The organism is Bacillus sp. FSL W8-1127 (assembly GCF_038006725.1).
In the GTDB taxonomy this organism is placed as follows: domain Bacteria; phylum Bacillota; class Bacilli; order Bacillales; family DSM-4216; genus Bacillus_O; species Bacillus_O smithii.
Window position 1 is genome coordinate 2,678,567 of sequence record NZ_JBBOVU010000001.1, and the last position, 22,680, is coordinate 2,701,246.

Consider the following 22,680-nt stretch of genomic DNA (forward strand, 5'->3'; position numbering starts at 1 on the left):
CACATAAGTCGTCCGTTGTTATTGCCTCTGGAAAAAAGAAGAGGGAGTGGTTTTTTGAAACCTTCAACCAATCGGATGTTGACTAGGATTAAGTCCGTTTACATGTTCATTAAAGAAAATGGAACTGTCACTACGCAACAGATTGTCGATGAGTTTGGCATCACTCCTCGCACTATCCAACGCGACTTAAATGTGTTAGTTTACAATGATTTAGTTCAAAGCCCTAGCAGGGGCAAATGGACAACAACGTCTAAGAAAGTGAAAATATCCTAATGCGAAAAAAAGCGATTCCCGCTTAATCGGACGGGAAATCGCTTTTCTTTTTTATCTTTCGCTGTTTTTTCGCATCAGGACGTACTGCTGCAAGGAAGCGATCTCCTCTTGCCGCAATTCCCGATACTCTCCTAGTTTCAGTTCTTCATCCAATGTGAGTGGCCCCATTTTAAGACGCTTCAAATAGATGACTCGTTTTCCGACGGCTTCAAACATTCTTTTGACTTGATGAAATTTCCCTTCAGTAATCGTTAACTCAATATGAGAACGAATCCCGCTTTGAAGAATGTTCAATTGAGCCGGCTTCGTTACATATCCGTCGCCTTCCAACCGGAAACGGCTGAAACACCTGATCTTTTGGATCCAACAAATCTACAACTGTTTCCTCATATAAATCTTCTGTGGCGGAAATAACACCGGCTGGTTTATTCATCATAAAATAGACAAATTCTTTGTAATGAACGATTTCCCCCAAAACTTCTACCTTGTCCGTTTGTGGTTGAACATGCGTTTTCCCATCTTTGACCGGTGCCCCATTCACGAGCACCGCCCCTTTTTTCAACAGACTTTTCACTTCTTTTCTGCTTCCATAGCCGAGATTGGCCAGCATGCGATCAATTCTCATCATGAACCTCCTTGAAGATGGGAACCACAAGCAGCTAAAAGCAAAAGGATCATCATAATCCCCTAGATATTCTCAATTTTTTCCCGAGAAGCGTCGCTTTCTTGCCGAACATTTTCCCTATTAATTTAGTGCGGTAACTTAAATAAAAATAGACGGAAGCCCCCACCAAAGCACATATTCCGATTATGATCAATGCTTGAAGCTTGCTTGCCGGGTTCAAGAAATGCGCAAGAAGATGATAGGCGACGATCACGCAAATCGACATGATCAAATTGAACAGAAGGATTAATACCGTCCGACGAAAAACCACTCGATAAGAATAGGACGTAAATGCTTTAATCACCACAAGATTGATGATAATGGAAACCATGTAACCGATCGCCGTCGCATAGATAGCTCCTTCTGTTTGAAACATTTTAATCAAAGGAATGTTCAAACTAAGTTTTAAAAGAATTCCCACAAGTAAGCTGAAGACGGTAAAGCGTTGTTCGTTAATTCCTTGTAAAATCCCTGCCGTTACTTGGAAAAGCGCAAACAAAATCGCCACAGGGGCATATGTCTGCAAAATTTCCGTGCCAAGAGTGCTATGTTCATAAAAGACTGTGTAAAACGGCTCTGCCAGCAGAGATATGCCGAGAGAAGCCGGGACCGTCAAGTATAACAGCACTTGGAACGTCTGATTTAATTGATCGTTTACCCGTTTCATATTTCCTGAAACAAAGGATTCTGTCACTAACGGTACAAGCGTCATGGCAAAAGAAGTAGCAAGCGAAACCGGAATAATGACCAATTTCTGCGAGCCGAAATTTAAAATACCGAAAGCAGGAACAGCCGCTTTGGCTTGTCCAATAGCGGTCATCGCTCGGTTAAACGTCACCATATCCACCAACTGATACAGTGAAGTGGCGATGCCGACAAAAACAAATGGAATCGCGGAAACAAAAATTTCTTTATACATATCAAAGAGAGAAACGTTCACTTCTCCCCTGTCCTGCTTCAGTAGTTCGTTCAAATGCCGTTTTCGTTTCCAATAATACCAAAACAGCACCAGAAGGCCGGCAACCGCCCCGATAAATGCTGCAAAAGTGGCGACGCTGATCGCGGAAACAATCGTGCCATGCAGAACATGCAAAACGACATAAGCCCCGATCAATAAAAATAAAATACGTGCTATCTGTTCTACGACTTGCGAAACAGCGGACGGTCCCATGGATTGGTGGCCTTGGAAAAAGCCGCGCATGATACTCATAAACGGGACGATAATCAAAGCGAAACTAACCGCCCGAATAACGGTAGCCACGTCTTCCACCGAATAAGTTTGATCTTTATTAGTAATCACAAGTTTTGCAAAAAATGGCGCAAATTCATACATGGCGAGAAAAGACAAGAAACCCGTTATCGTCATTAATACGAGTCCTGATCTAAAAAGCCTTCGCCCTACCGAATATTCTTCAAGTGCATTATATTTGGAAATAAATTTTGATACCGCCAGCGGTACACCAGCTGTGGCAATGCTGATAAAAATCATGTAAGGAACGTAGCCGTACTGATAAAGCGAAGCGGCATCTTCCCCACCGATAATGGCATAAAAGGGAATCACATAAAAGAGGCCAATAAATTTTGAGATAAACGTACCTAGTGTTAAAATAAAAGTTCCTCTTATTAATTTTGAAGCCATAACATCCCTTCCTGATCATAGAAATGTTGAAATGCACTAAGACATAGTTTACAACTTTACATAGTTTCTGACAAACTTTTTCATAGTCTTTTTAGTGTCGAAAAAGATGGTAAAGCAGGTGGTAACAATATGTATGATGTTATTGTGATTGGAGGCGGTCCTGCCGGTCTAATGGCGGCCATCGCAGCCGGCGAAAAGAAGGCAAACGTTCTTTTGGTAGATAAAGGAAACAAACTTGGCCGCAAACTGGCCATCTCCGGCGGCGGACGCTGTAATGTAACGAATCGGCGGCCGATCGAGGAAGTGATTCGGCATATACCAGGAAACGGCCGATTTTTGTACAGTGCCTTTTCGATTTTTAATAACGAGGATATTATTACATTCTTTGAACAGTTAGGAGTCCAATTGAAAGAAGAAGATCACGGGCGTATGTTCCCCGTTTCGGATAACGCACAATCGGTCGTCAACGCCTTATTGCGCCGTTTAAATGAATTGAAAGTCGAAATTCGAACGAACTCTCCCGTCAAAGATATTCTGTTTGAAACAGACCATAAACACACCATTGTCTTGGCCGACGGATCGACCATTGACGGTCGTGCCATCGTGATCGCAACCGGCGGTAAATCAGTGCCTCATACCGGGTCAACCGGCGACGGCTATCCTTGGGCGAAAAAAGCCGGCCACACCATTACCGAACTATACCCGACGGAAGTTCCTGTTACGAGCGACGAACCCTTTATTCAAGAAAAAAGGTTACAGGGCCTTTCACTAAAAGACATCGCTTTAAGCGTCCTCAATCCAAAAGGAAAAAAATCATTACTCATCAAATGGACATGATTTTTACTCATTTTGGCATTTCCGGACCCGCCGTCTTGCGCTGCAGTCAGTTTGTCGTCAAAGCGATGAAAAAATGGAATTTGGATAAAGTGACGATGCACCTAGATTCTCTTCCTGACTTTCACGAGGAAGAACTGTTTCAAAAAGTGAATCAAGAAGTGAAAAACAATCCGAAAAAATCGGTCAAGAACACTCTAAAAGGCCTGCTGCCCGAAAGATATTTGCTGTTTTTGCTGAAAAAAGCTGAGATTGACGAAAATACGCCTTGCAGCACTCTTCCAATAGATCGAATCAGGAATTTCGTCCATCTGTGCAAACATTTTACTTTTCAGGTAAACGGCACGCTCCCACTCGAAAAAGCGTTTGTCACAGGCGGCGGCGTCTCCGTAAAAGAAATCGAGCCAAAAACGATGGAATCGAAAAAAAGACCGGGCTTGTTTTTCTGCGGTGAAATCATGGACATCCATGGATATACGGGAGGATACAATATCACCTCTGCTCTTGTAACAGGGCGGCTTGCCGGCCTGAACGCCGCAAAATATCGGACAACACAAAATTAATAGAAGTTGCGTTTCAACCTAAAACGCCGTTTGCATAGACGGCGTTTTCTTTCATTCTTTGCTTTTAAAAAGCCGAAAAGTTTCATCGACCCATTCGGCCGTTTTCTTATCATCGTTTTTCTTTCCGGTAAACCACCATCGCGCTGAAACAATAAATTTGCTCTTCTTCCTCTTCCGGCATCGCTGCAATATGATACTTTATGTCCACAATATTTGGTTCATCCACCGTTTTTAAAAATGCGTTTATTTCTTCTTCCAAGTCTTTTTCATGCTCATAATCAAACACTTTGACTTGAATCATCATTGTTACTCCTTTCACTTCCTTTTTTAATTATCTTTTCCAATTTTCCGAAAATTTAATCGCATTCTAGATTTTTGCAAGGAAAAAGCATACAATTTGGAGGACGGCAGCTCCTTCCCGACCACGGCTCATCAACGGTTTTTTGAAGTGATTGAGGTACGTCCGGAAACGTCCGTCGATCTTTCCTTGGAAAAATCCCCCCACACTCCCGTTCGATGAATGGAGTGCTAAGTGAGAGATCTTGACATGAGCCTAAAGGGAGCCGGGGAATGTTTATCGTTTTGCTGTTTTAACGGCCGTTTATCTTTGAAAACGGGCAAAGCAGTTTTAAAGTCAAACATAATGAAATTTTGTTTTAAGAGAACATTAGGATCATTTATTTTTCATCCTATAATCATATATTCCATGAAAGAGACGGAAATCAGAATATTTACGACTTGTTGCCTTGGTCTCGGATAAACGTATAAACGAAGAAGAGACAGCAGTAAAAGGAGGAGAAAGGGTATTGAACAACTCTTGGAAGCTCTATTGGCAGTTATCCATAGCGATGATTCGGACCGGAATTCTCGGATACGGAGGAGGTCCATCCGTTATCCCTCTGATTCGATACGAGGCCGTCACAAGATATCGATGGATGGAAGATGATGAATTCGGAGAAACGTTAGCGATCGCAAACGCTTTGCCGGGACCGATTGCCACGAAAATGGCCGCCTACATTGGCTATAAACTAAAAGGAAACGTTGGAGCGGTTCTCGCCGTCATAACCCATATACTTCCTAGTTGCATTGCCATGATTGCTTTATTGTCTGTCGTCTCCGTGCTAAGCACTTCAAAAGTAGTGGCCGGGATGATCGCGGGAGTAGCGCCTGTGGTCGCTGTCATGCTCGGGGTCATGGCTTATGAATTTGCGAAAAAAACGATCGATGGATTAGGAAAAGTGATGGGCATCGCTATGTTTCTTTTAGCCTTTCTGCTTTTAGAAACGGTCCATATTCATCCAGCCATCGTGATCATTCTCTTTTTAGCCTATGGAAGCATCCATTTTCGGACGGCTGCCAAATGGAAAAAAGAACATAAAAACAAGGAGAGCGAAAAAGCATGACTGTTTGGATTCAACTGATGATCGGATTTTTTTTGGCAAACGCCCTTGGATATGGCGGCGGCCCTTCGTCTATTCCTTTAATGTATGAAGAAATCGTGTCCCATTACCATTGGTTAAATAATCAAGAGTTTTCCAATATGCTTGCCCTTGGAAATGCCCTTCCCGGCCCCATCGCCACCAAAATTGCCGCCTTTGTAGGGTTTGATGCAGGCGGATGGGTAGGCATGCTCGTCGCTTTAGGAGCAACTGTCATACCATCTGCTGCGGCGCTCATCTTTTTGTTAAGAGTACTTGAAAAACACCGGCATTCACTCGTCGTCAAAGGAATGACTCTCTTAGTGCAGCCGGTCATTGCCATTATGATGGTAGTCCTTACTTGGCAAATGGGAAAAAGCTCGATCTCTTCCATCGGAATTTGGCATTCACTCGGCATTGCAGCCGTTTCCTTTTGGGCGATGGAAAAACTCAAACTCCACCCTGCTCTCGTCATCGTAGCTGCCTTCGCTTATGGCGGCATTGTCCTTCAACATAGTATGTAAAAGATGAGAAACAAAATCGTTTCCCATCTTCCCGCCAACGTTTTCTTCTATTTTTGGATTTCCTCAAAAACGCAGTGCCCATTTTCATTTTTTGTGGGCTCTGCAAAGTTCTTTTATGATGTCGATCATACTTAATGATCCTCGTGCCTTAAATATTCGAAAGAAAAATGATGAAAGGTTCATTGTTTCTTTGAAAAAACGATCTGTTACGTTGAAAAGAAAGATTGAAAAGCGATTTTACGATGGCATCATACCGCTTCCTTTCTTTGCCACGCTAATACTACTTGTCATCGGCTTCTTGATAAAAACTTTCACTATGCCCCCTTTTTCAGTCATCCGTTAAACACACTTGACAGTCTGAATTTCGTTGAAAAATCGGAATTTCTTCGGAAATATAATAATTTTAACCAATCTGGAATAATGGATGAAATCCCAAAAAAGATTTGAAAATAACGATTAATCAGAATATAATATTAACATAATATGTTAGATATTCTAACATAATTTTTGGTTAATCCATTGCGCTTCTTTTACAGCCGTTTTTTGAAGGGGGTAGAAAAATTGGGGTTATTTAAGGGTTTGGGAGTTCGAGAAGGATTTCCACTGTGGTGGTCCTATCAATTAAATCGAAAAAGCACGGGAACCATTGAAGAAATTTTCGAAGACATCGCCAAAACGAGGGTCGAATTATTAACAGAATGGGCCAATGAACAGTGGAGTTTTTTAGAAAACATGACTGCTGAGTTTGAACGCATTTTGCCTTCTGAGATTGATCTGTATTTGAAAAAAATGTTGACAAAAAGCCGGTATTTTACAGAACTTTTTCTGTTGGATACAGAAAACAGAGTGACTAGTACGACTTTTCCTAACCATAAGAATGATTTTAATCATCACTCTTTCCAAAAAGGGATCGACTATGTCCTTCAAACGAAGGAACGTCTTTTATACGGTCCGTATTTGGATCCCACGACTCTGCAGATTGGGCCAAGGACATCCCAATTTCACGATGAAGTGACGTTATTATTCTTGCAGCCCGTCATATTGCAAGAGGATCTGCATTCCATCTTGGCAGGACGCGTTCCCAATGATGTAGTCGGAGACCTCATTCAGCGGGAGGCTGGTCACGTTTATCCTGATTCCGGTGACAATTATATTTTTTTAGTAAAATCCTATTTTGATCCGTCGCTTCCCCAAGGAATTGCTTTATCACGCAGCCGTTTCGAAGACCGTACCTTTACTTTCGGCGAAAATTTAAAAGACGGGGTCCATACGAAAGACGGAGGATTGGTTAAAATCAAAAACCATACAGAATTTGAAATTCGTTTTACCGATCCGGCCACAAAAGAATTACATCCCGGTGTTCAAAATACGATTCGAAAAGGGGAAAATCTTTTTGTTCATTTCCCCGGATATCCTGACTACCGTCATATCCCCGTCATAGGGAAGGGTGTGACGTTTCAGCTGCCGGGATCTCTGGATGTGTGGGGAATGATGTGTGAGGCTGATTTAGAAGAGGTGTACCGTACCCGCTCCATTAGCTGGCGATTAGGCATACGTTTTGCTTTTTACATTTTCATCGGCGTTCTTCTCAACCAATGTATATCATTTTTCGGATTTTCGCCTTCCTGGTATGATTTGCTCCTCAATGGATTATACGGCATTTTAGCCACTTATTTGTTTTATAAAAGAGGGTTGGTGCCTATTGCTTCTCGATTAAAGCAATTAACCAATATGATGCGAAAAATTGCGGAAGGCGGCGGAGACTTAACTACCCGCTTAGATACAAGGCTTCTGATCAATGATGAAATTGGATCATTGGGACGTTGGGTCAACAATATGATAGACAGTCAGGATGAATTGATAGGAAAAGTGAAATTCGCCGCATTGGACGTGGAACAAACCAATCAATTTCTGCGGGAAAAAACCGTTCTGGTTGAAAACGATTCTGTTTCGGTGATCAAGCAAATGGACGGAATGTTCGCGGCCATTCAACAGCAATTAAATGAGGTTCATGAAGCCAGAGGACAGGTGGAACAAATTCATCAAACTTTACAAGGACTGGAGCGATTATCCCAAGAACAATTGATACAAGCTCAAACCCAAGTGCAAGGCATTGATCAAAAAATGAATGATATCGTGGAAAAAGTACATAATGCCTTGAATTTAACAGATCGCTTTATGGAACTGTCCAATAATATTGGACGTATTGTCGAAACGATCAATCACATTGCCAAGCAGACCAATCTGTTGGCTCTCAACGCGGGGATTGAATCCGTAAGAGCTGGAGAATACGGACGAGGTTTTACCGTAGTGGCCAATGAAATTCGCAAGCTGGCAGACCAAACGACCGTTGCGACAGAAGAAATCAGCAAAACTTTAGAAAAAATTAAAGAAAGTTCTGTTCTCGTTCAAAATGCGATTCAAGACAGCAGCCAAGAAGTCAAAAAAGGAGCAGACTTTATTCACAATGTACAGGAAGTGTTGGAATCCATGTCACAAGCTGCCGCTTCCCATGAAGCCACAGAACAAATGAAGCAGATTATCAATAACATTGCCGTCATTAATGAGCGAAATGCCCATACCGTCGAAAGCGTTGACGAATCGACCAAAAAAATGGTGAACTTAATCCAAGATGCACGATTCGCTTCTGAACAAAGTTCACTAGTCGTGTCTACCCTCAGAAGTTTAGTCGACAAATTCAACTTAACAGCAGAACAAACTGTCAAAAACAACGGAATCGATCATTCTCCTTCATGAACGAAATCGAGTAGGAGGGAGCGATTAACTCCCGTCCTCTCACACCACCGTACGTACGGTTCCGTATACGGCGGTTCAATTAAGATAATTGACGCAAGTCTTTATAACTTCCGTGAATAGCTGTTCTCTTTATGCCAGTGGTCACTCCACCCTCCAAGAGGTCTCCCACGGGATTCACCGCTTCCTCCCTCAAGTGAGGTACTACGTTTTCTGTGTTCATCATGACTCACTGAATACCAAGGGCTATTCTCTCTTAATTGTTCGGTCCTTCTTAGTTGTTCTAGACCAACTAATACTATGACCTCTGCTGACTTCTGACGGTTCAGCTACTTATCACTAAGTAGGTTATGAAGAGTACTTCACATATCCGCCAGACCTCCCCGGGTAAGTACATGCACTTTCACACCATCTATCCGCCTCATTTACTCGATATGACCTTCGACAGAAAGAGCTTTGTTTTGTTATGCAAACTCACTCAATCATACCTAGCCTTATATGAGGTTCGTGTTCCTCGGACCGGTGTTTTGCCTCCAGCTTCCTTCAGATTCCGCGTCACCACGGACACCCTTGCTCTTGGCTAACCTCTACTTCTGTCTTCGGGGTTCGGGACTTACACCCTATAGTTCATGTACATGCCGGGCGCACATAAAAAAGCCTTCCATCGCCAAGTGGAAGGCTTTTTTATGATTGCGAAAATCAGAAAGCAATCGATACAAATTTGGTTTCCAAAAATTCTTCCATACCGTGGTGGCCGCCTTCGCGTCCGAGACCGCTTTGCTTAAAGCCGCCAAAAGGAGCTTGGGCAACAGACGGCAGACCGTCATTTAAGCCAACGATGCCATACTCAAGTTGTTCCGTTATTTGAATGGCTTTGCTGATATTTTCTGTAAAGACGTAAGCTGCTAAGCCGTAAGGGGTGTCATTCGCTCTTTGGATGACTTCTTCAATACTTTGGAACGTAGTGATAGGAGCGAGCGGACCAAATGTTTCTTCATTCATACAAAGCATTTCATCCGTAACATTTGTGATCACTGTCGGTTCAAAGAAGAATCCTTTGTATTGATCCGCTTTTTTGCCACCGATCACCACTTTTCCACCTTTTTCCACCGCATCTTCAATATGTCTTTCTACTTTTTTCACAGCGTTTTCATCAATCAGCGGACCAATTTCGACTCCTTGATCCAAACCATTGCCCATTTTTAATTGTTGAACGGCCTCTGCCATTTTTTGAGTAAAAGATTCCACAATCTTTTCATGAACATAAATTCGGTTGGCACATACGCACGTTTGTCCGGCATTTCTAAATTTGGAGGCAATAGCTCCCGCAACCGCCTTCTCGATATTCGCGTCGTCCAATACAATAAAAGGAGCTTGACCTCCTAATTCAAGCGATACTTTTTTCACCGTATCAGCCGCACCACGCATCAAAATCTTTCCAACTTCAGTCGAACCCGTGAAAGTGATTTTTCTAACCCGCTCATCCGCCAGCCATGTTTCGCCAATTTCTTGCGGATTTCCTGTAATAATATTCAGAACGCCTTTCGGTATGCCTGCTTTTTCGGCTAATTCTGCTAATTTAAACGCTGTAAGAGGCGTCTGCTCAGCAGGCTTAACGACAACTGTACAGCCTGCCGCCAATGCCGGAGCCACTTTTCTTGTAATCATAGCAGCCGGAAAATTCCAAGGCGTGATGGCTGCCACAACCCCAACCGGCTGTTTTAGCACTAAAATTCGTTTATTTTCGTGAGAAGCTGGAATCGTCTCCCCGTAAATACGTTTTCCTTCTTCCGCATACCAAGAAATGAAACTGTTTGCATAATCTACTTCCCCGATGGCTTCTTTTAACGGCTTCCCTTGTTCTCTAGTCATGATCTCGCCAATTTCTTCTTTATGTTCATCAATTAATCGATGCCATTTATACAACAAAGCGCTTCTTTCGCCTGCTGTTTTTTTGGACCATGACAAAAAAGCATTATATGCGGCGTCCACCGCTTTCTTCGCTTCCTCTTTCCCGCCATTTGGCACGGCCGCAATCACTTCTCCATTTGCCGGGTTGATCACATCAAATGTAGGCAATTCCGTTCCGGTCCATTCACCGTCGATAAACATGGGTGCAACCTTCATCCTTGATTCCTCCTATCCCTATCATTCCGATTTTTGCAAGCGGCTTCAAATTAGTCGCATCGAAATCATGACATCCATCATATCAGGTAATCCATGTATTCCATATTCATTTCTTTTAGATTTTTTTGAAAATTAAAAGAAAAAAATTTTCATTCATAAACAACCATTGTGTCAAGCAAAACAAAGTTCCTTCATTCATCGGCCCCTGTCTTAACAGTCTTGATGAACGTTTTACAAAAGATATTCCTGCTGTATCTTAGAGGAGGTATGGTTTCAAAAGAAAATTCACCGTAAACATGTAAAAACAAAAATCTTCATAACTGCCGAATTTCTTTACCACCTCCTTTAATCTTCTCTTTTTATCATAACACTGTAAGTTTCCATTTGGTGATTTTTTGTACTGAGAGGCGGTATAAAACAGATTCAATCGGCTGCTTCCTGTGAACGGAAATCCGATTGCTTTTATTATAACGTAGAGGCTGCCGACTTTATCGACAGCCAAAACATCTGAAACATTCATATTGTGATCTTACTATTTTTTAGGTTGAACTTTTCCTGTCCATTCCAACATGCCGCCAATCATATTGCGGACTTTGTATCCTTGCTCTTGCAAGTAATGGCAAACATTTTCGCTGCGACGTCCGGAGCGGCATATAAAAATATATTCCTTTTGTTTGTCCAGCTGATCAAGAGAATTTGGAATTTCTCCCATTGGGATGTGTTTGGCTTCGGGGATCATTCCTTCTTGTACTTCTTCTTCTTCACGAACGTCAATTAAATTGAGTTTTTCGCCCTTTTCCAGCTTTTCTCTCAATTCCTCTGGTGTAATGATTGGAATTTCTTGCATGCTGCCATCTCCTTCTGAATCAATATAATGATCTGTTGCAATGGTTTAAAGAACGGAGTTTCTGCTCAAAATTTTGGACAGTCGACGTTCTTTTTCGCACTATTCATTTGTCCCCGCCATAATGCCGTGAGTTAAGCGGGCGGGGACACAACACCGGTTAATTGGCTACGATATTCACCAATTTACCCGGCACCGTAATCACTTTTCGAATCGTTTTTCCGGACAACTGTTCTTGAATCTTTTCATCGGCGAGAACGAGTTTTTCCATTTCCTCTTTGCTCGCATCCTTGGCGATGGTCCGTTTCGCGCGTACCTTGCCATTGATTTGAATGACAATTTCCACTTCGTCATCCACTAGCTTGGATTCATCGTAAGCAGGCCATGGTTCGTACGCAATAGTGTCACTGTGCCCCAATTTTTCCCACAGTTCTTCCGCAATATGAGGGGTGATCGGAGACAACAGTTTTACAAAGCCTTCAGCAAATGGTTTTGGCAAATAATCGGCTTTATACGCTTCGTTGACAAACACCATTAATTGCGAGATCGCCGTATTAAAATGGAGCTGTTCATAATCCTCCGTCACTTTCTTAACCGTTTGATGATACACTTTTTCAAGCGCATTTCCTTCTTCTTTGATCTTGCTGCTCAGCTGACCGTTTTCATCCACAAACAGTCTCCAAACACGGTCAAGGAAACGACGCGCCCCGTCAAGTCCGGTTGTACTCCATGAAATGGAGGCATCTAAAGGTCCCATAAACATTTCATAAAGACGCAACGTATCAGCGCCATGACTTTCAACGATTTCATCCGGATTGACGACATTCCCGCGCGATTTGCTCATTTTTTCATTATTTTCACCAAGAATCATTCCTTGGTTATATAACTTTTGGAACGGTTCTTTCGTTGGCACTACTCCGATGTCGTATAAGAATTTATGCCAGAAACGAGCATAAAGAAGATGGAGAACTGCGTGCTCCGCTCCGCCGATATAAATGTCAACAGGAAGCCATTCCTTTAATTTTTCAGGATCAGCCAATGCTTTTGGATTATGCGGATCTATATATCTTAAAAAGTACCAGCAGCTTCCGGCCCATTGAGGCATTGTGTTTGTTTCTCTGCGTCCTTTTTTGCCGGTTTTCGGATCCACTACATTAACCCATTCTTCGATATTGGCCAGTGGCGATTCCCCTGTTCCGCTCGGTTTAACTTCTTTTGTTTTTGGAAGCATAAGCGGCAATTCCTCTTCCGGAACCGGAGTCATCGTTCCGTCTTCCCAATGGATGATCGGAATAGGTTCTCCCCAATAACGTTGGCGGCTGAACAGCCAGTCGCGCAGACGGTATGTTACTTTTTTGGATCCGACCCCTTTTTCTTCCAGCCATTCGATCATTTTGGCAATGGCTTCTTCTTTATTTAATCCGTTCAAGAAATCGGAATTGACATGCACACCATCGCCGGTGTAGGCTTCTTTGTTCACATCTCCGCCGGCGACTACTTCTTTAATCGGCAGTCCAAATTTTTTAGCGAACTCGAAGTCCCTTTCGTCGTGGGCAGGAACGGCCATAATCGCTCCTGTTCCGTAGCTCATCAGTACATAATCGGCAATCCAAATCGGCATCTTTTCATTTGTAACAGGGTTGATCGCATAAGCGCCAGTAAATACACCCGTTTTTTCTTTTGCCAAATCGGTACGTTCCAAATCGCTTTTTGATTGAATTTGTTCTAAATAGCGTTCAACCGCTGCTTTTTGTTCCGCTGTCGTAATTTTTTCCACTAACGGATGCTCAGGGGCCAAAACAGTATAAGTGGCTCCAAACAAAGTATCCGGTCTTGTTGTGAAAACAGTGAATGTTTCATCATGGCCATCGACTTGGAAACGAACTTCTGCCCCTTCTGAGCGGCCGATCCAGTTTCTTTGCATCTCTTTAATGCTTTCAGGCCAATCCAATTCTTCCAAATCTTCCAAAAGTCGATCAGCATAAGCTGTAATTTTTAATACCCATTGTTTCATCGGGCGGCGAATAACCGGATAACCACCACGTTCACTTTTGCCATCAATGACTTCTTCGTTGGCCAGAACAGTGCCAAGAGCCGGGCACCAGTTGACCGGAACTTCATCTATGTAAGCAAGACCTTTTTCATACAATTTTAAAAAGATCCATTGCGTCCATTTATAATATTCGGGATCGGTAGTATTAATCTCTCTATCCCAATCGTATGAAAATCCTAATGATTTGATTTGACGTTTAAAATTGGCAATGTTTTTTTCCGTGAATTCCGCAGGATCGTTGCCGGTATCAAGGGCATACTGTTCCGCCGGCAATCCAAATGCATCCCACCCCATCGGATGGAGAACATTATACCCTTGCATCCTCTTCATTCGGGCAAGAATATCGGTTGCCGTATATCCTTCCGGGTGACCGACATGAAGTCCGGCGCCGGATGGGTATGGGAACATGTCCAATGCATAAAATTTTGGCTTGTCCGGATCTTCCGTCGTTCGGAATGTCTTATGTTCTTCCCAGTATTTTTGCCATTTCGATTCGATTTTTTTATGGTCGAAACTCATGTAGCTGATCTCCTCCTTTGCTTTCAGCGATATTGGTATATCAAAACAGGAAAAATAGAAAAAAACTCCCGTCCCCCAGTTTGGGACGAGAGATGCTTTCGCTCCCGCGGTACCACCCACATTAGTGCACAAGGCACTCAGCTCGATTCCTTAACGTGGAAGGACGGCAAACGCTACTCAGCTTTCACGTCTGCAACTCTAAGGCGAGTTCATGGCAGACCCGGTTGACTTGCACCTTCCGTCAACTCTCTAAATCGGGAGTTTATGCCACTACTGCTCCTTATCATCGTTTTTTACCCATCATTTTAGTATAAGATTATTTTAGACAAATTTAAACAAACTTTCAAGTCTGTTTCAAAGAAGGACATGGAATCAAACAGCTATGTAGCTACATGGTTATTGCTCCAGAACCAATAAAACGAATTGGTTTGATATCTTTTTCATAAACTAAAGAATTCAGAGAAACTATATCCGGATAAATATTATAATTTCTAACTTATTAACTAGACAGTTACGGGTAAATAACCAGCTATCAGCAGCTACATAACTGTTATACATTTTCGTTTTCTCATGATTTTTATCAATTCGTTCCGTAACAGGAAACGATAACATTCGATGTGTTGACTGCCTTTATCAATACTCGATATTTAGTTGAGGAGCTTTTTGTCTTAGTGGTGATTTTATAAGGTGTATTCCAGTAGGTTAAGTGATAACCATAGCCAGTCGTAAATTTCCAATATCCGCCATCCAGGTATTGAAGATAAACATATACGTCTCCAGTGGTGTTTTTCACATTCACTTCATGCACGATGTTAGGATAAGAAGTCGTACAAGGACTACTGCCTGCATAAGAACCGGCAGAAAGGGTATTGTTAAAAGTTGTAGTAGCTGCAAATGTTTCAGACACAGAAGCAAATGCTAATATAAGCGCAAAAAATGGAACAAGAATGAAAAATAGCCATCTCTTCATTACTCCTTGAGACAACTCCAAATTCATTTTTTATCTTCTCCCTTCATTAATAGTGGTTAAAACGACAGTACACACTCTTAAGTTAGAATGCTTTTATTTTATTCTAAATTTTCAGTCTATAAAACAAACCAATTTCCCAATAATGAAGTACGAAAATCTTAAGCCTAACTTTACTGCGACTAATGTCTCAATCATCCAAAAGCCATCATCTCATTTGTCTAATAAACAACAGAAGCAGTCCCAAAAAAGGACTTAAACTCTGTCCTTTTTGAGACTGCTTCCAAAAAGCATTACGATTTTGATTTCACGGGTTGGCTGTTGCGGGCATTCTGTTTTTTTGTTTTTTCGATTGTGCTGTATTCATTCGCTATTTCATAATGCTCCGAATTCGTTCCATTTTTGGTTTTTTGCTCGGGATTTTGTCGTTTGGATCTTTTTTTCACATCAGTTCCCCCTAACGATCGTGGTTAAGCAAAATCATTTTGTTTTGCATATCTTGTATCTGCAGCCTTTTACGGTAAAGCTGTTCCCTTTGTTGCGGATTGGCACTGTTATAAAGCTGCAGCCATTCATTGTAAAGATTCTCCAGTTCTTGCATGGCTTCACGATATTCGACATCATGATAATGCCCCTGCAAAGCCCCTTCCTGATATTGCTCTTGGGCTTTTAAAATTACATTTTCGCAAGTCTGAAGAAAATGATCGATGGAGTCTCTCGTAGCCATGATTTTGCCTCCTTGACAAATTGAAGCGGCTTTCATCCGCCTCTTAAATAGTTTTTTCCACATTTCATCCTTTATAGTTGGTAAAGTTCGGTTGACATGTTTTTTAAAAAATCGTGATTTTTCAATCTTCTCAGCCAACTACATTCCCTTTTAAAAATGGAATCTTTATTTACTTTTACGTGACATTCTTGTTCTATTGGAATGTATTCGCTCTTCATGATAAAATTTGTACGTTAGGAGGAATGCAAATGGAAAACCCTTTTCCATACAGCAACAATGACAAACGTTATCACACCTGGAATTATCACTTACGTCAGGTGTTTGGACATAAAGTATTTAAAGTTGCCTTAGACGGCGGTTTTGATTGTCCAAATCGGGACGGCACCGTCGCATACGGCGGCTGTACATTTTGCAGTGCGGCTGGTTCCGGAGATTTTGCAGGCGACCGCGCCGACGATTTGGAAACACAGTTTCATAAAATAAAGGCAAAAATGCATCAGAAATGGAAAGATGCAAAATACATGGCTTATTTTCAAGCGTTTACCAACACTCACGCACCCGTAGAAGTATTAAGGGAAAAATATGAAACGGTCTTAAAACAAGAAGGAGTAGTAGGATTGTCGATTGCCACACGTCCGGACTGCCTTCCCGACGATGTAGTGGACTATTTGGCAGAGTTGAATGAAAGAACTTACTTATGGGTCGAGCTGGGATTGCAAACCGTCCATGAAAAAACCGCTCAATTGATTAATCGTGCGCATGATTTTGACTGTTATGTAGAAGGAGTAGAAAAGCTTCGCCGACACGGCATCAGAGTTTGTTCCCACATTATTAATGGTTTGCCGTTGGAAACATATGACATGATGATGGAAACCGCTGAAGCTGTCGCCAAATTGGACGTTCAAGGGATTAAAATCCATCTTCTTCATTTGTTAAAAGGAACACCGATGGTCAAACAATATGAAAAGGGAATGTTGAAATTTCTATCCTTTGATGAATACGTTCAACTAGTGTGCGATCAATTAGAAATTCTGCCCCCTGAAATGATCATTCACCGTATTACCGGCGACGGTCCGATCGATTTGATGGTCGGTCCGATGTGGAGCGTCAATAAATGGGAAGTTTTAAACGCCATTGACGATGAACTGAAGCGCCGAAACAGCTGGCAAGGAAAATTTTTCAAAAAAGCCAAAGTCCATTCATGATGAACAGCAGGTGAAATCAATGATATTAGAAGGAATTTTGCCTTATGCGCGGACGCTTTTGGAAAAAGCAGTGACGCCAGGAGATGCTGTCGTAGATGCCACCATGGGCAACGGGCATGATACGGTATTCCTTGCCAATTTAGTAGGGGAAAAGGGGACAGTATTTGCTTTTGATGTCCAAACAGAAGCGTTGAAAAAAACGAAAGAACGTTTGGAGCAGCACCAACTGACTGATCGAGTCGTCCTCTATCATAGAGGACATGAAGAACTAATCCGAACGATTCCCGAAAAGTTTCACGGAAAAATTACCGCGGCGATTTTCAATCTCGGATATTTACCCGGAAGCGACAAATCGATCGTCACCAAACCGGAAACGACTAAAGAAGCGGTCGAACAATTGCTCGAAATCATGGCTCCTGGAGGCGTCATTGTGTTGGTTGTCTATCACGGCCATGAAGAAGGAAAAAGAGAAAAAGACGAACTTTGTTCTTTTGTCCGCAGCATTGATCAATCCATCGCTCATGTGCTGCTTTACCAATTTATCAATCAAATTAACGATCCGCCGTTTATTATTGCCTTGGAAAAAAGGAAATGACATCCTAGGCGAGATTGAAAGATGAAAAAAGGCAACTGGCTGATAAACCAGTTGCCTTTTCTTTTTAACTCAGATTGACTTTTACTTAAGCACTTCTTCCGCGATCAGTTCATAAGAGCGCAAACGGTCTTCAAAGCTGTATGTGATGGACACCAACACAATTTCTTCTGTTTCATATAATTCACTTAAGCGCAAGAGTTGATCGTGGATCTGTTTTGGATCACCGATAATCATCCGTTTTCGATTCTCCTGAACGATCTTTCGTTCCAATGAATCGTACGAATATTGAGCGGCTTTTTCCGGGCTTAGAGTTCCGTTCAGCGGCGTTCCCCGTTCCAGCATAAGTAAAGTTAAGTCTAAACTTGAAGCAATTCGTTCCGCCTCTTCTTCTGTTTCTCCGCAAATGGCAAAAACCGCTACCATATTTTTAGGCTCGCTTAAATACTTGGACGGTCGGAACTGACGGCGATACTCTTTTGTAAACTCCGGACCTCCCTCCCCATTGATAAACTGGGCAAATGTATAGGGCAGTCCTTTTTGAGCAGCCAGTTCTGCGCTGGAAAGGCTGGAACCGAGCATCCAAACTTCAGGAACAGTCTGTGTAACAGGAGAAGCTTTCAATCCGTAATACGGATGACTTTCGTCCAGCGAATCGTATAGATAGGTGAGCAGTTCATCAATTTGTTCCGAATAACGGTCAACTTTGCGGTACTGGCCGTTGTTTAACGCCAGCGTGGCTCTCGGCATTCCACCGGGGGCACGTCCTATTCCTAAATCGATTCGTTTCGGATTCAGCGCTTCTAAAACACGAAAATTTTCCGCCACTTTAAACGGACTATAATGAGTGAGCATTACCCCGCCGGAACCTAGCCGGATTTTTTTCGTTTTGGCTGCCAGATAGGATATCAACACTTCCGGTGAAGATCCTGCTAAAGTGGTTGAATCATGGTGTTCAGAAACCCAAAAACGCTCATATCCCAATTTTTCTACATGCTGAGCCAATTTCACTGTATTGGAGAGTGCTTCTTCCGCCGTCATTCCTTCTGAAATGGGCGACTGATCTAAAACACTTAATTTTAAAGCCACTTCTTTACATCCCCTTATTGAAAACTTTGGTTTGATTGTTTCATTATTCACTATGAGTAGCTAATTGTCTAATAAATTGCTCTTCCTTAACGTCACCAATACTTTCGGAAACATTCCATGAATGAACGAACGGATGAAAAACGGCTCTTTTTGTATGTTTCTGTCCAAACAGAAAAAAGTTATTTGGACACATGCTGACGAAATTTTCGATACATTCTGCCGTTATAATAGAAAAAGTAGCTGGTCGAACCTCCAAAACGGATAATTTTCTTCGCTAAAGACTGAACATCCTTTTGTTGGTTGACTTTATCCTCCGATAAATAAATGCCAAGGAGCCCCCTGTTGATCAATTGATGAAATTTGGCATGAGGCAAATGTTTCGTGCTGCTATCCGCTTTTTGAATAAAATATTGAAAGCGGGACAAAAGCTCTTCTTGACTGTCATAATAAAAGCAAAAATTTAAATCTCCGCCTTTTCGGTCCTCTTCCTGATCAATAAAATAATCCAATAAAATGTGAAGACCTTGGATATACGGAAAATAGGCTTCTCGAATCATGGACGCATATTCCGGCTTGAAATCGTCTCTAAATGCATAAGAAACTAAGCAAAAAATGCCCAAAGTGGAACCTGAACAAGCCGAAAACTCAAACCATTCCATCTTCGGAAGCTGATCTTTATAGCGAGAAAACCATTTTTTTAATCGTTCTTCTCTTTCTTCCACACAAACATGCTTATGTATTTGGAGATCGCAATAATATCGGCAAAGTTCAAGCAAGTAGGAAGATATAGCCGGATAATGATTGATTTTTTGCAAAACTGACTGGCATGTGCCGACTAATTCCCGTAAATAGCCGCCATCTTCCTGCTCGTTTCGAAATCGGTAATAAGGGCGAAAAGGAGCTCCTACCGTTAACGCATCTATCATCGATTCGTGAAGGGCAGCAAAATCTTTTGGATCAAGAGAAGTGCTCCGGTCGCATAAATTGTCCAAGTAATCGCTGATCGTCTGGTAAGCGACAATAAACTTTACAGCTTCTCCGATATGTTCGCCGGACAGCAGCGCTAAAATCGAACCGCCTTCACAATGAAACGTTTTATGTTCGATACTGGCAAGTGCTTGTTTTTTCAATTCTTGATCAGGTATCGAGTTCGCCTTTTGTTTCCATTTGTTTAATTCTTTATGAACAGTTGGAAATACTTTACGATAAGCCTGCCCCATTAATGAAAATGGATGGGTGGGGATGGTCAATATTCTCACCTCTTTTAATCAACCACATAGCCAATGGAACGCAAGCAATTTTCGACAAAACTCTTCGTATATGCGAAAACCTCTTCTCTTTCCGGCTCATTAAAAATTTCATGGTACAGTTTCGGCCACTCTTTGAAATGCATTTCTGAAAGAGACAATTGCTGAAACCACTTTTTCACTTCAGACTTATCTACAATTTTATCATCTCCTGCTTGCATGACCAAAAATGGAATATCAGGCATTTTCGAAACATCTGTGAACGCAAGCTTTACAGCCTGTATCATTTCCCTGTACCAGCGGACTGACACCTTTGTCACGTACAACGTATCGTTTAAATCAATTTCCTGTACTTCTTTATTCCTCGTCGCCATTTCAATGGATAATCCCGTTGCAAATTTAACGGAAGGCACCAGGGAATTTAAACCATAGGAAAGAACATCAAGAATTTTTGGCGGCGTGTGCAGAAGCCCTAAACAAGGCGAAGACAAGATCACCCCGGCCAGTTTGACTCGCTCTTCCTGCAATAGACGGATGGCAACAAGCCCTCCTAAACTATGTCCAAGCAAGAATATAGGCAAATCAAATTGGTAGGCAGCCTGTATCCACTCTTTCACTGCCGATATGTATTCATCAAAACGCTCAATATGGCCGCGCTTAGACCTGGATGTCGTTCCTTGCCCGGGCAAATCGCCCATTACTACATGAAAACCGGAATTTCTCCACATTTCAATGAGCCATCCATATCTGCCATGATGTTCAAAAGCGCCGTGAATCATGACAATGACGCCCTTTCCTTGTCCATCCTCGGGATCCCATTTCCACATGTTGATCAACCTCGCTTTTTTACAGATCTAGAGGTCCCTTTTGCCTCCGTTTCTTGTTCCTTTCATGCTCTCCCGACGTTAAACGGCTTCGTTGATAAGTACCGACACTTCGCTTATAGAATCCAATTTTTTTAAACAGTGTCGACTTTTATCCATTACGGCCACTTGCTGAGATAGATTTTCTCCCGTTCACATCATGTAGCAAAAATACAGATTTGGCAAGGAAGATACCCACCACATTATACAAATCTTCTAAAATTCGATAGAATAAGGTAGAAGGAGCAAAGAAAGGAGCAAAGAAAGGAGCCAAGAACGGTCATGATCTATCCTTATCACGAAAAAACGCCGAAAATCGCTGATTCTGCCTTTATCGCTGATTATGTCACCATTACGGGAGATGTTGAAATTGGCGAAGAATCCAGCGTTTGGTTCAACACCGTCATCAGAGGAGACGTTGCACCAACGATCATCGGTAAAAAAGTCAATATTCAAGACAACTCCGTACTTCATCAAAGTCCAAATAATCCGTTAATATTGGAAGATGAAGTGACAATCGGCCATCAAGTGATTTTGCACAGTTGCATCATTCGTAAAAAGGCTCTTATCGGTATGGGTTCTATTATACTCGACCGCGCCGAAATTGGAGAAGGGGCTTTTATCGGAGCCGGCAGCCTTGTACCGCCGGGAAAAGTCATCCCTCCACACTCAATGGCTTTCGGACGGCCAGCCAAAGTCATCCGTCCCATAAATGAACATGATAAAAGCGAAATGGAACGAATTGTCCGGGAGTATGCCGAAAAAGCTCAGTATTATAAGCAGCTGCAAAATCAAAAGGATTAGTAGTATGTCCAAAAACCATTATCCCATTCCTGCCATCCACTTTCCAAGCAGGCTCATGCGCCGGTGTTGATTCAAACATCCATTTTGTTTTCCATCCGGTGCTCTCAAAAATGTTTTAGGTGGTGCTGAATGAATTTTACTTTCATGATTTTATTCTTTTTTCTCATTAGTTTAGGAATCCTTCTTCTTTTTATCATAAGATATTTCCGCGACAAATGGAAACCGGCCGTTTTAATAGCGTTGCTTTTTTTCTTGTTTCTTTCAGTCTTTTTCCGGGATGAAGTCAAATATTCGATTCCGTTCCAAAAATCGCTTATAGCATTTCATCATTGGACTCATTATTCTACAGTCAAAGTAAAAGAGAGCGTTTTGCTTGATTCCCCTCTCATTTCTCAATTGCCGGAACTGCCACGGGGATGCGAAGTGACAAGCTTGGCCATGCTCCTTCAATCAGCAGGCGTCTCCGTCGATAAAATGGAACTGGCCAAAGAAGTGAAAAAGAACCCTGCCACTTATCGAGTGGAGAATGGACTTATTTTTTTCGGCGACCCTGACAACGGATTTGTCGGCGATATGTATACGCTTTCTAAACCCGGACTGGGAGTTTATCATAAGCCCATTTTGGAACTGGCCAATAAATATTTGCCAGAAGGCAAGAAGGCATTAGATTTGACAGGAGCGGATTTTGAAGAATTAAAAGTCCATCTTTCCGACGGCCGCCCAGTTTGGGTTATCATCAATACCACTTACAATAAGCTGCCGGACAGCGCGTTTCAAACTTGGCATACGGAGAGCGGAAAAATAAAAATTACTTATAAAGAACACTCGGTATTAGTCACCGGTTATGACGATCAGTATGTGTATTTTAACGATCCACTAACCAATGTAAAAAATCAAAAAGCACCCATTGACTCCTTTGAAAAAGCATGGGTGCAAATGGGGAGACAGGCCATTACCTATCTCCCCTAGTTTTT

21 protein-coding genes, 1 pseudogene and 1 other annotated feature are annotated in these 22,680 nt (G+C 42.1%); of the genes and pseudogenes, 10 read left to right on the top strand and 12 right to left on the bottom strand.

Going from position 1 to position 22,680, the window contains the following annotated elements; translation table 11 throughout:
* Positions 1 to 54 precede the first annotated feature (54 nt).
* Positions 55 to 273, top strand: coding sequence for a DeoR family transcriptional regulator (locus NST12_RS12550; protein ID WP_003355705.1), 219 nt, complete (start codon positions 55 to 57; stop codon positions 271 to 273).
* Positions 274 to 324: 51 nt separating this feature from the next.
* Here the strand turns inward: NST12_RS12550 and NST12_RS12555 are convergent.
* Together NST12_RS12555 and NST12_RS12560 are read right to left on the bottom strand one after the other, a co-directional pair.
* Positions 325 to 898 (bottom strand): annotated as a pseudogene (locus NST12_RS12555) (pseudouridine synthase).
* A gap of 52 nt (positions 899 to 950) precedes the next feature.
* Positions 951 to 2,576 (bottom strand): putative polysaccharide biosynthesis protein, encoded by a 1,626-nt coding sequence (locus tag NST12_RS12560; RefSeq protein WP_048623856.1) that lies wholly within the window; start codon positions 2,574 to 2,576, stop codon positions 951 to 953.
* 129 nt (positions 2,577 to 2,705) lie between these two features.
* Here NST12_RS12560 and NST12_RS17145 point away from each other — a divergent pair, with 129 nt between their 5' ends.
* Positions 2,706 to 3,413, top strand: coding sequence for an aminoacetone oxidase family FAD-binding enzyme (locus NST12_RS17145; RefSeq protein WP_003355709.1), 708 nt, complete (start codon positions 2,706 to 2,708; stop codon positions 3,411 to 3,413).
* Positions 3,410 to 3,973, top strand: coding sequence for an aminoacetone oxidase family FAD-binding enzyme (locus NST12_RS17150; RefSeq protein WP_445662331.1), 564 nt, complete (start codon positions 3,410 to 3,412; stop codon positions 3,971 to 3,973). Before NST12_RS17145 ends, NST12_RS17150 begins: the two co-directional genes overlap by 4 nt.
* A 109-nt stretch (positions 3,974 to 4,082) precedes the next feature.
* Here NST12_RS17150 and NST12_RS12570 read toward each other — a convergent pair whose 3' ends face one another.
* A complete protein-coding gene (locus tag NST12_RS12570; protein ID WP_040341861.1) occupies positions 4,083 to 4,274 on the bottom strand; it encodes a sporulation protein Cse60 in 192 nt (63 codons plus the stop codon).
* 505 nt (positions 4,275 to 4,779) lie between these two features.
* Here NST12_RS12570 and NST12_RS12575 point away from each other — a divergent pair.
* The 3 genes from NST12_RS12575 (at position 4,780) to NST12_RS12585 (ending at position 8,672) form a co-directional block, all read left to right on the top strand.
* Positions 4,780 to 5,376, top strand: a complete 597-nt coding sequence (locus NST12_RS12575) for a chromate transporter (protein ID WP_003355714.1) — start codon at positions 4,780 to 4,782, stop codon at positions 5,374 to 5,376.
* Positions 5,373 to 5,915: a chromate transporter gene (locus NST12_RS12580; RefSeq protein WP_003355715.1), complete on the top strand. Its 543-nt coding sequence runs from the start codon at positions 5,373 to 5,375 to the stop codon at positions 5,913 to 5,915. Before NST12_RS12575 ends, NST12_RS12580 begins: the two co-directional genes overlap by 4 nt.
* A 561-nt stretch (positions 5,916 to 6,476) precedes the next feature.
* Positions 6,477 to 8,672 (top strand): methyl-accepting chemotaxis protein, encoded by a 2,196-nt coding sequence (locus NST12_RS12585; protein WP_341030075.1) that lies wholly within the window; start codon positions 6,477 to 6,479, stop codon positions 8,670 to 8,672.
* Between the two features lie 696 nt (positions 8,673 to 9,368).
* Here the strand turns inward: NST12_RS12585 and NST12_RS12590 are convergent.
* The 6 genes from NST12_RS12590 to NST12_RS12615 form a co-directional block, all read right to left on the bottom strand.
* Positions 9,369 to 10,796, bottom strand: a complete 1,428-nt coding sequence (locus NST12_RS12590; protein WP_341030076.1) for an NAD-dependent succinate-semialdehyde dehydrogenase — start codon at positions 10,794 to 10,796, stop codon at positions 9,369 to 9,371.
* 532 nt (positions 10,797 to 11,328) lie between these two features.
* Complete coding sequence (locus NST12_RS12595; protein ID WP_327797769.1) at positions 11,329 to 11,643, bottom strand: rhodanese-like domain-containing protein; 315 nt, start codon at positions 11,641 to 11,643, stop codon at positions 11,329 to 11,331.
* Between the two features lie 157 nt (positions 11,644 to 11,800).
* Positions 11,801 to 14,212 carry a leucine--tRNA ligase gene (gene leuS, locus NST12_RS12600; protein ID WP_327803725.1) on the bottom strand — a complete coding sequence of 804 codons (2,412 nt, stop codon included), beginning with the start codon at positions 14,210 to 14,212 and terminating at the stop codon, positions 11,801 to 11,803.
* A 78-nt stretch (positions 14,213 to 14,290) separates the two neighbouring features.
* Positions 14,291 to 14,508, bottom strand: a binding site (T-box leader).
* A gap of 284 nt (positions 14,509 to 14,792) precedes the next feature.
* Positions 14,793 to 15,209 carry a hypothetical protein gene (locus NST12_RS12605; protein WP_327803723.1) on the bottom strand — a complete coding sequence of 139 codons (417 nt, stop codon included), beginning with the start codon at positions 15,207 to 15,209 and terminating at the stop codon, positions 14,793 to 14,795.
* 263 nt (positions 15,210 to 15,472) lie between these two features.
* Positions 15,473 to 15,625 carry a glycogen biosynthesis protein GlgD gene (locus NST12_RS12610; RefSeq protein WP_327803722.1) on the bottom strand — a complete coding sequence of 51 codons (153 nt, stop codon included), beginning with the start codon at positions 15,623 to 15,625 and terminating at the stop codon, positions 15,473 to 15,475.
* An 11-nt stretch (positions 15,626 to 15,636) separates the two neighbouring features.
* Positions 15,637 to 15,906, bottom strand: a complete 270-nt coding sequence (locus NST12_RS12615; protein ID WP_003353827.1) for a YtzC family protein — start codon at positions 15,904 to 15,906, stop codon at positions 15,637 to 15,639.
* Positions 15,907 to 16,148: 242 nt separating this feature from the next.
* Between NST12_RS12615 and NST12_RS12620 the strand changes: the two genes are divergently transcribed.
* Both NST12_RS12620 and NST12_RS12625 read left to right on the top strand, forming a co-directional pair.
* On the top strand, positions 16,149 to 17,111 hold the full coding sequence (locus NST12_RS12620; protein WP_040341210.1) for a TIGR01212 family radical SAM protein: 963 nt from the start codon (positions 16,149 to 16,151) through the stop codon (positions 17,109 to 17,111).
* Positions 17,112 to 17,130: 19 nt separating this feature from the next.
* Positions 17,131 to 17,706, top strand: coding sequence for a tRNA (mnm(5)s(2)U34)-methyltransferase (locus NST12_RS12625; protein ID WP_327797765.1), 576 nt, complete (start codon positions 17,131 to 17,133; stop codon positions 17,704 to 17,706).
* A gap of 81 nt (positions 17,707 to 17,787) precedes the next feature.
* Here the strand turns inward: NST12_RS12625 and NST12_RS12630 are convergent, their stop codons facing one another.
* The 3 genes from NST12_RS12630 to NST12_RS12640 form a co-directional block, all read right to left on the bottom strand.
* Positions 17,788 to 18,792 carry an LLM class flavin-dependent oxidoreductase gene (locus tag NST12_RS12630; RefSeq protein WP_341101416.1) on the bottom strand — a complete coding sequence of 335 codons (1,005 nt, stop codon included), beginning with the start codon at positions 18,790 to 18,792 and terminating at the stop codon, positions 17,788 to 17,790.
* A gap of 179 nt (positions 18,793 to 18,971) precedes the next feature.
* Positions 18,972 to 20,042, bottom strand: coding sequence for a tetraprenyl-beta-curcumene synthase family protein (locus NST12_RS12635; protein WP_327797764.1), 1,071 nt, complete (start codon positions 20,040 to 20,042; stop codon positions 18,972 to 18,974).
* A gap of 14 nt (positions 20,043 to 20,056) precedes the next feature.
* A complete protein-coding gene (locus NST12_RS12640; RefSeq protein WP_341101419.1) occupies positions 20,057 to 20,866 on the bottom strand; it encodes an alpha/beta hydrolase in 810 nt (269 codons plus the stop codon).
* Between the two features lie 318 nt (positions 20,867 to 21,184).
* On the opposite strand from NST12_RS12640, the gene NST12_RS12645 reads away from it, so the two are divergent.
* Together NST12_RS12645 and NST12_RS12650 are read left to right on the top strand one after the other, a co-directional pair.
* Positions 21,185 to 21,706 carry a gamma carbonic anhydrase gene (locus NST12_RS12645; protein WP_003353834.1) on the top strand — a complete coding sequence of 174 codons (522 nt, stop codon included), beginning with the start codon at positions 21,185 to 21,187 and terminating at the stop codon, positions 21,704 to 21,706.
* A 129-nt stretch (positions 21,707 to 21,835) separates the two neighbouring features.
* Positions 21,836 to 22,675: a C39 family peptidase gene (locus tag NST12_RS12650; RefSeq protein ID WP_082142330.1), complete on the top strand. Its 840-nt coding sequence runs from the start codon at positions 21,836 to 21,838 to the stop codon at positions 22,673 to 22,675.
* Positions 22,676 to 22,680 lie beyond the last annotated feature (5 nt).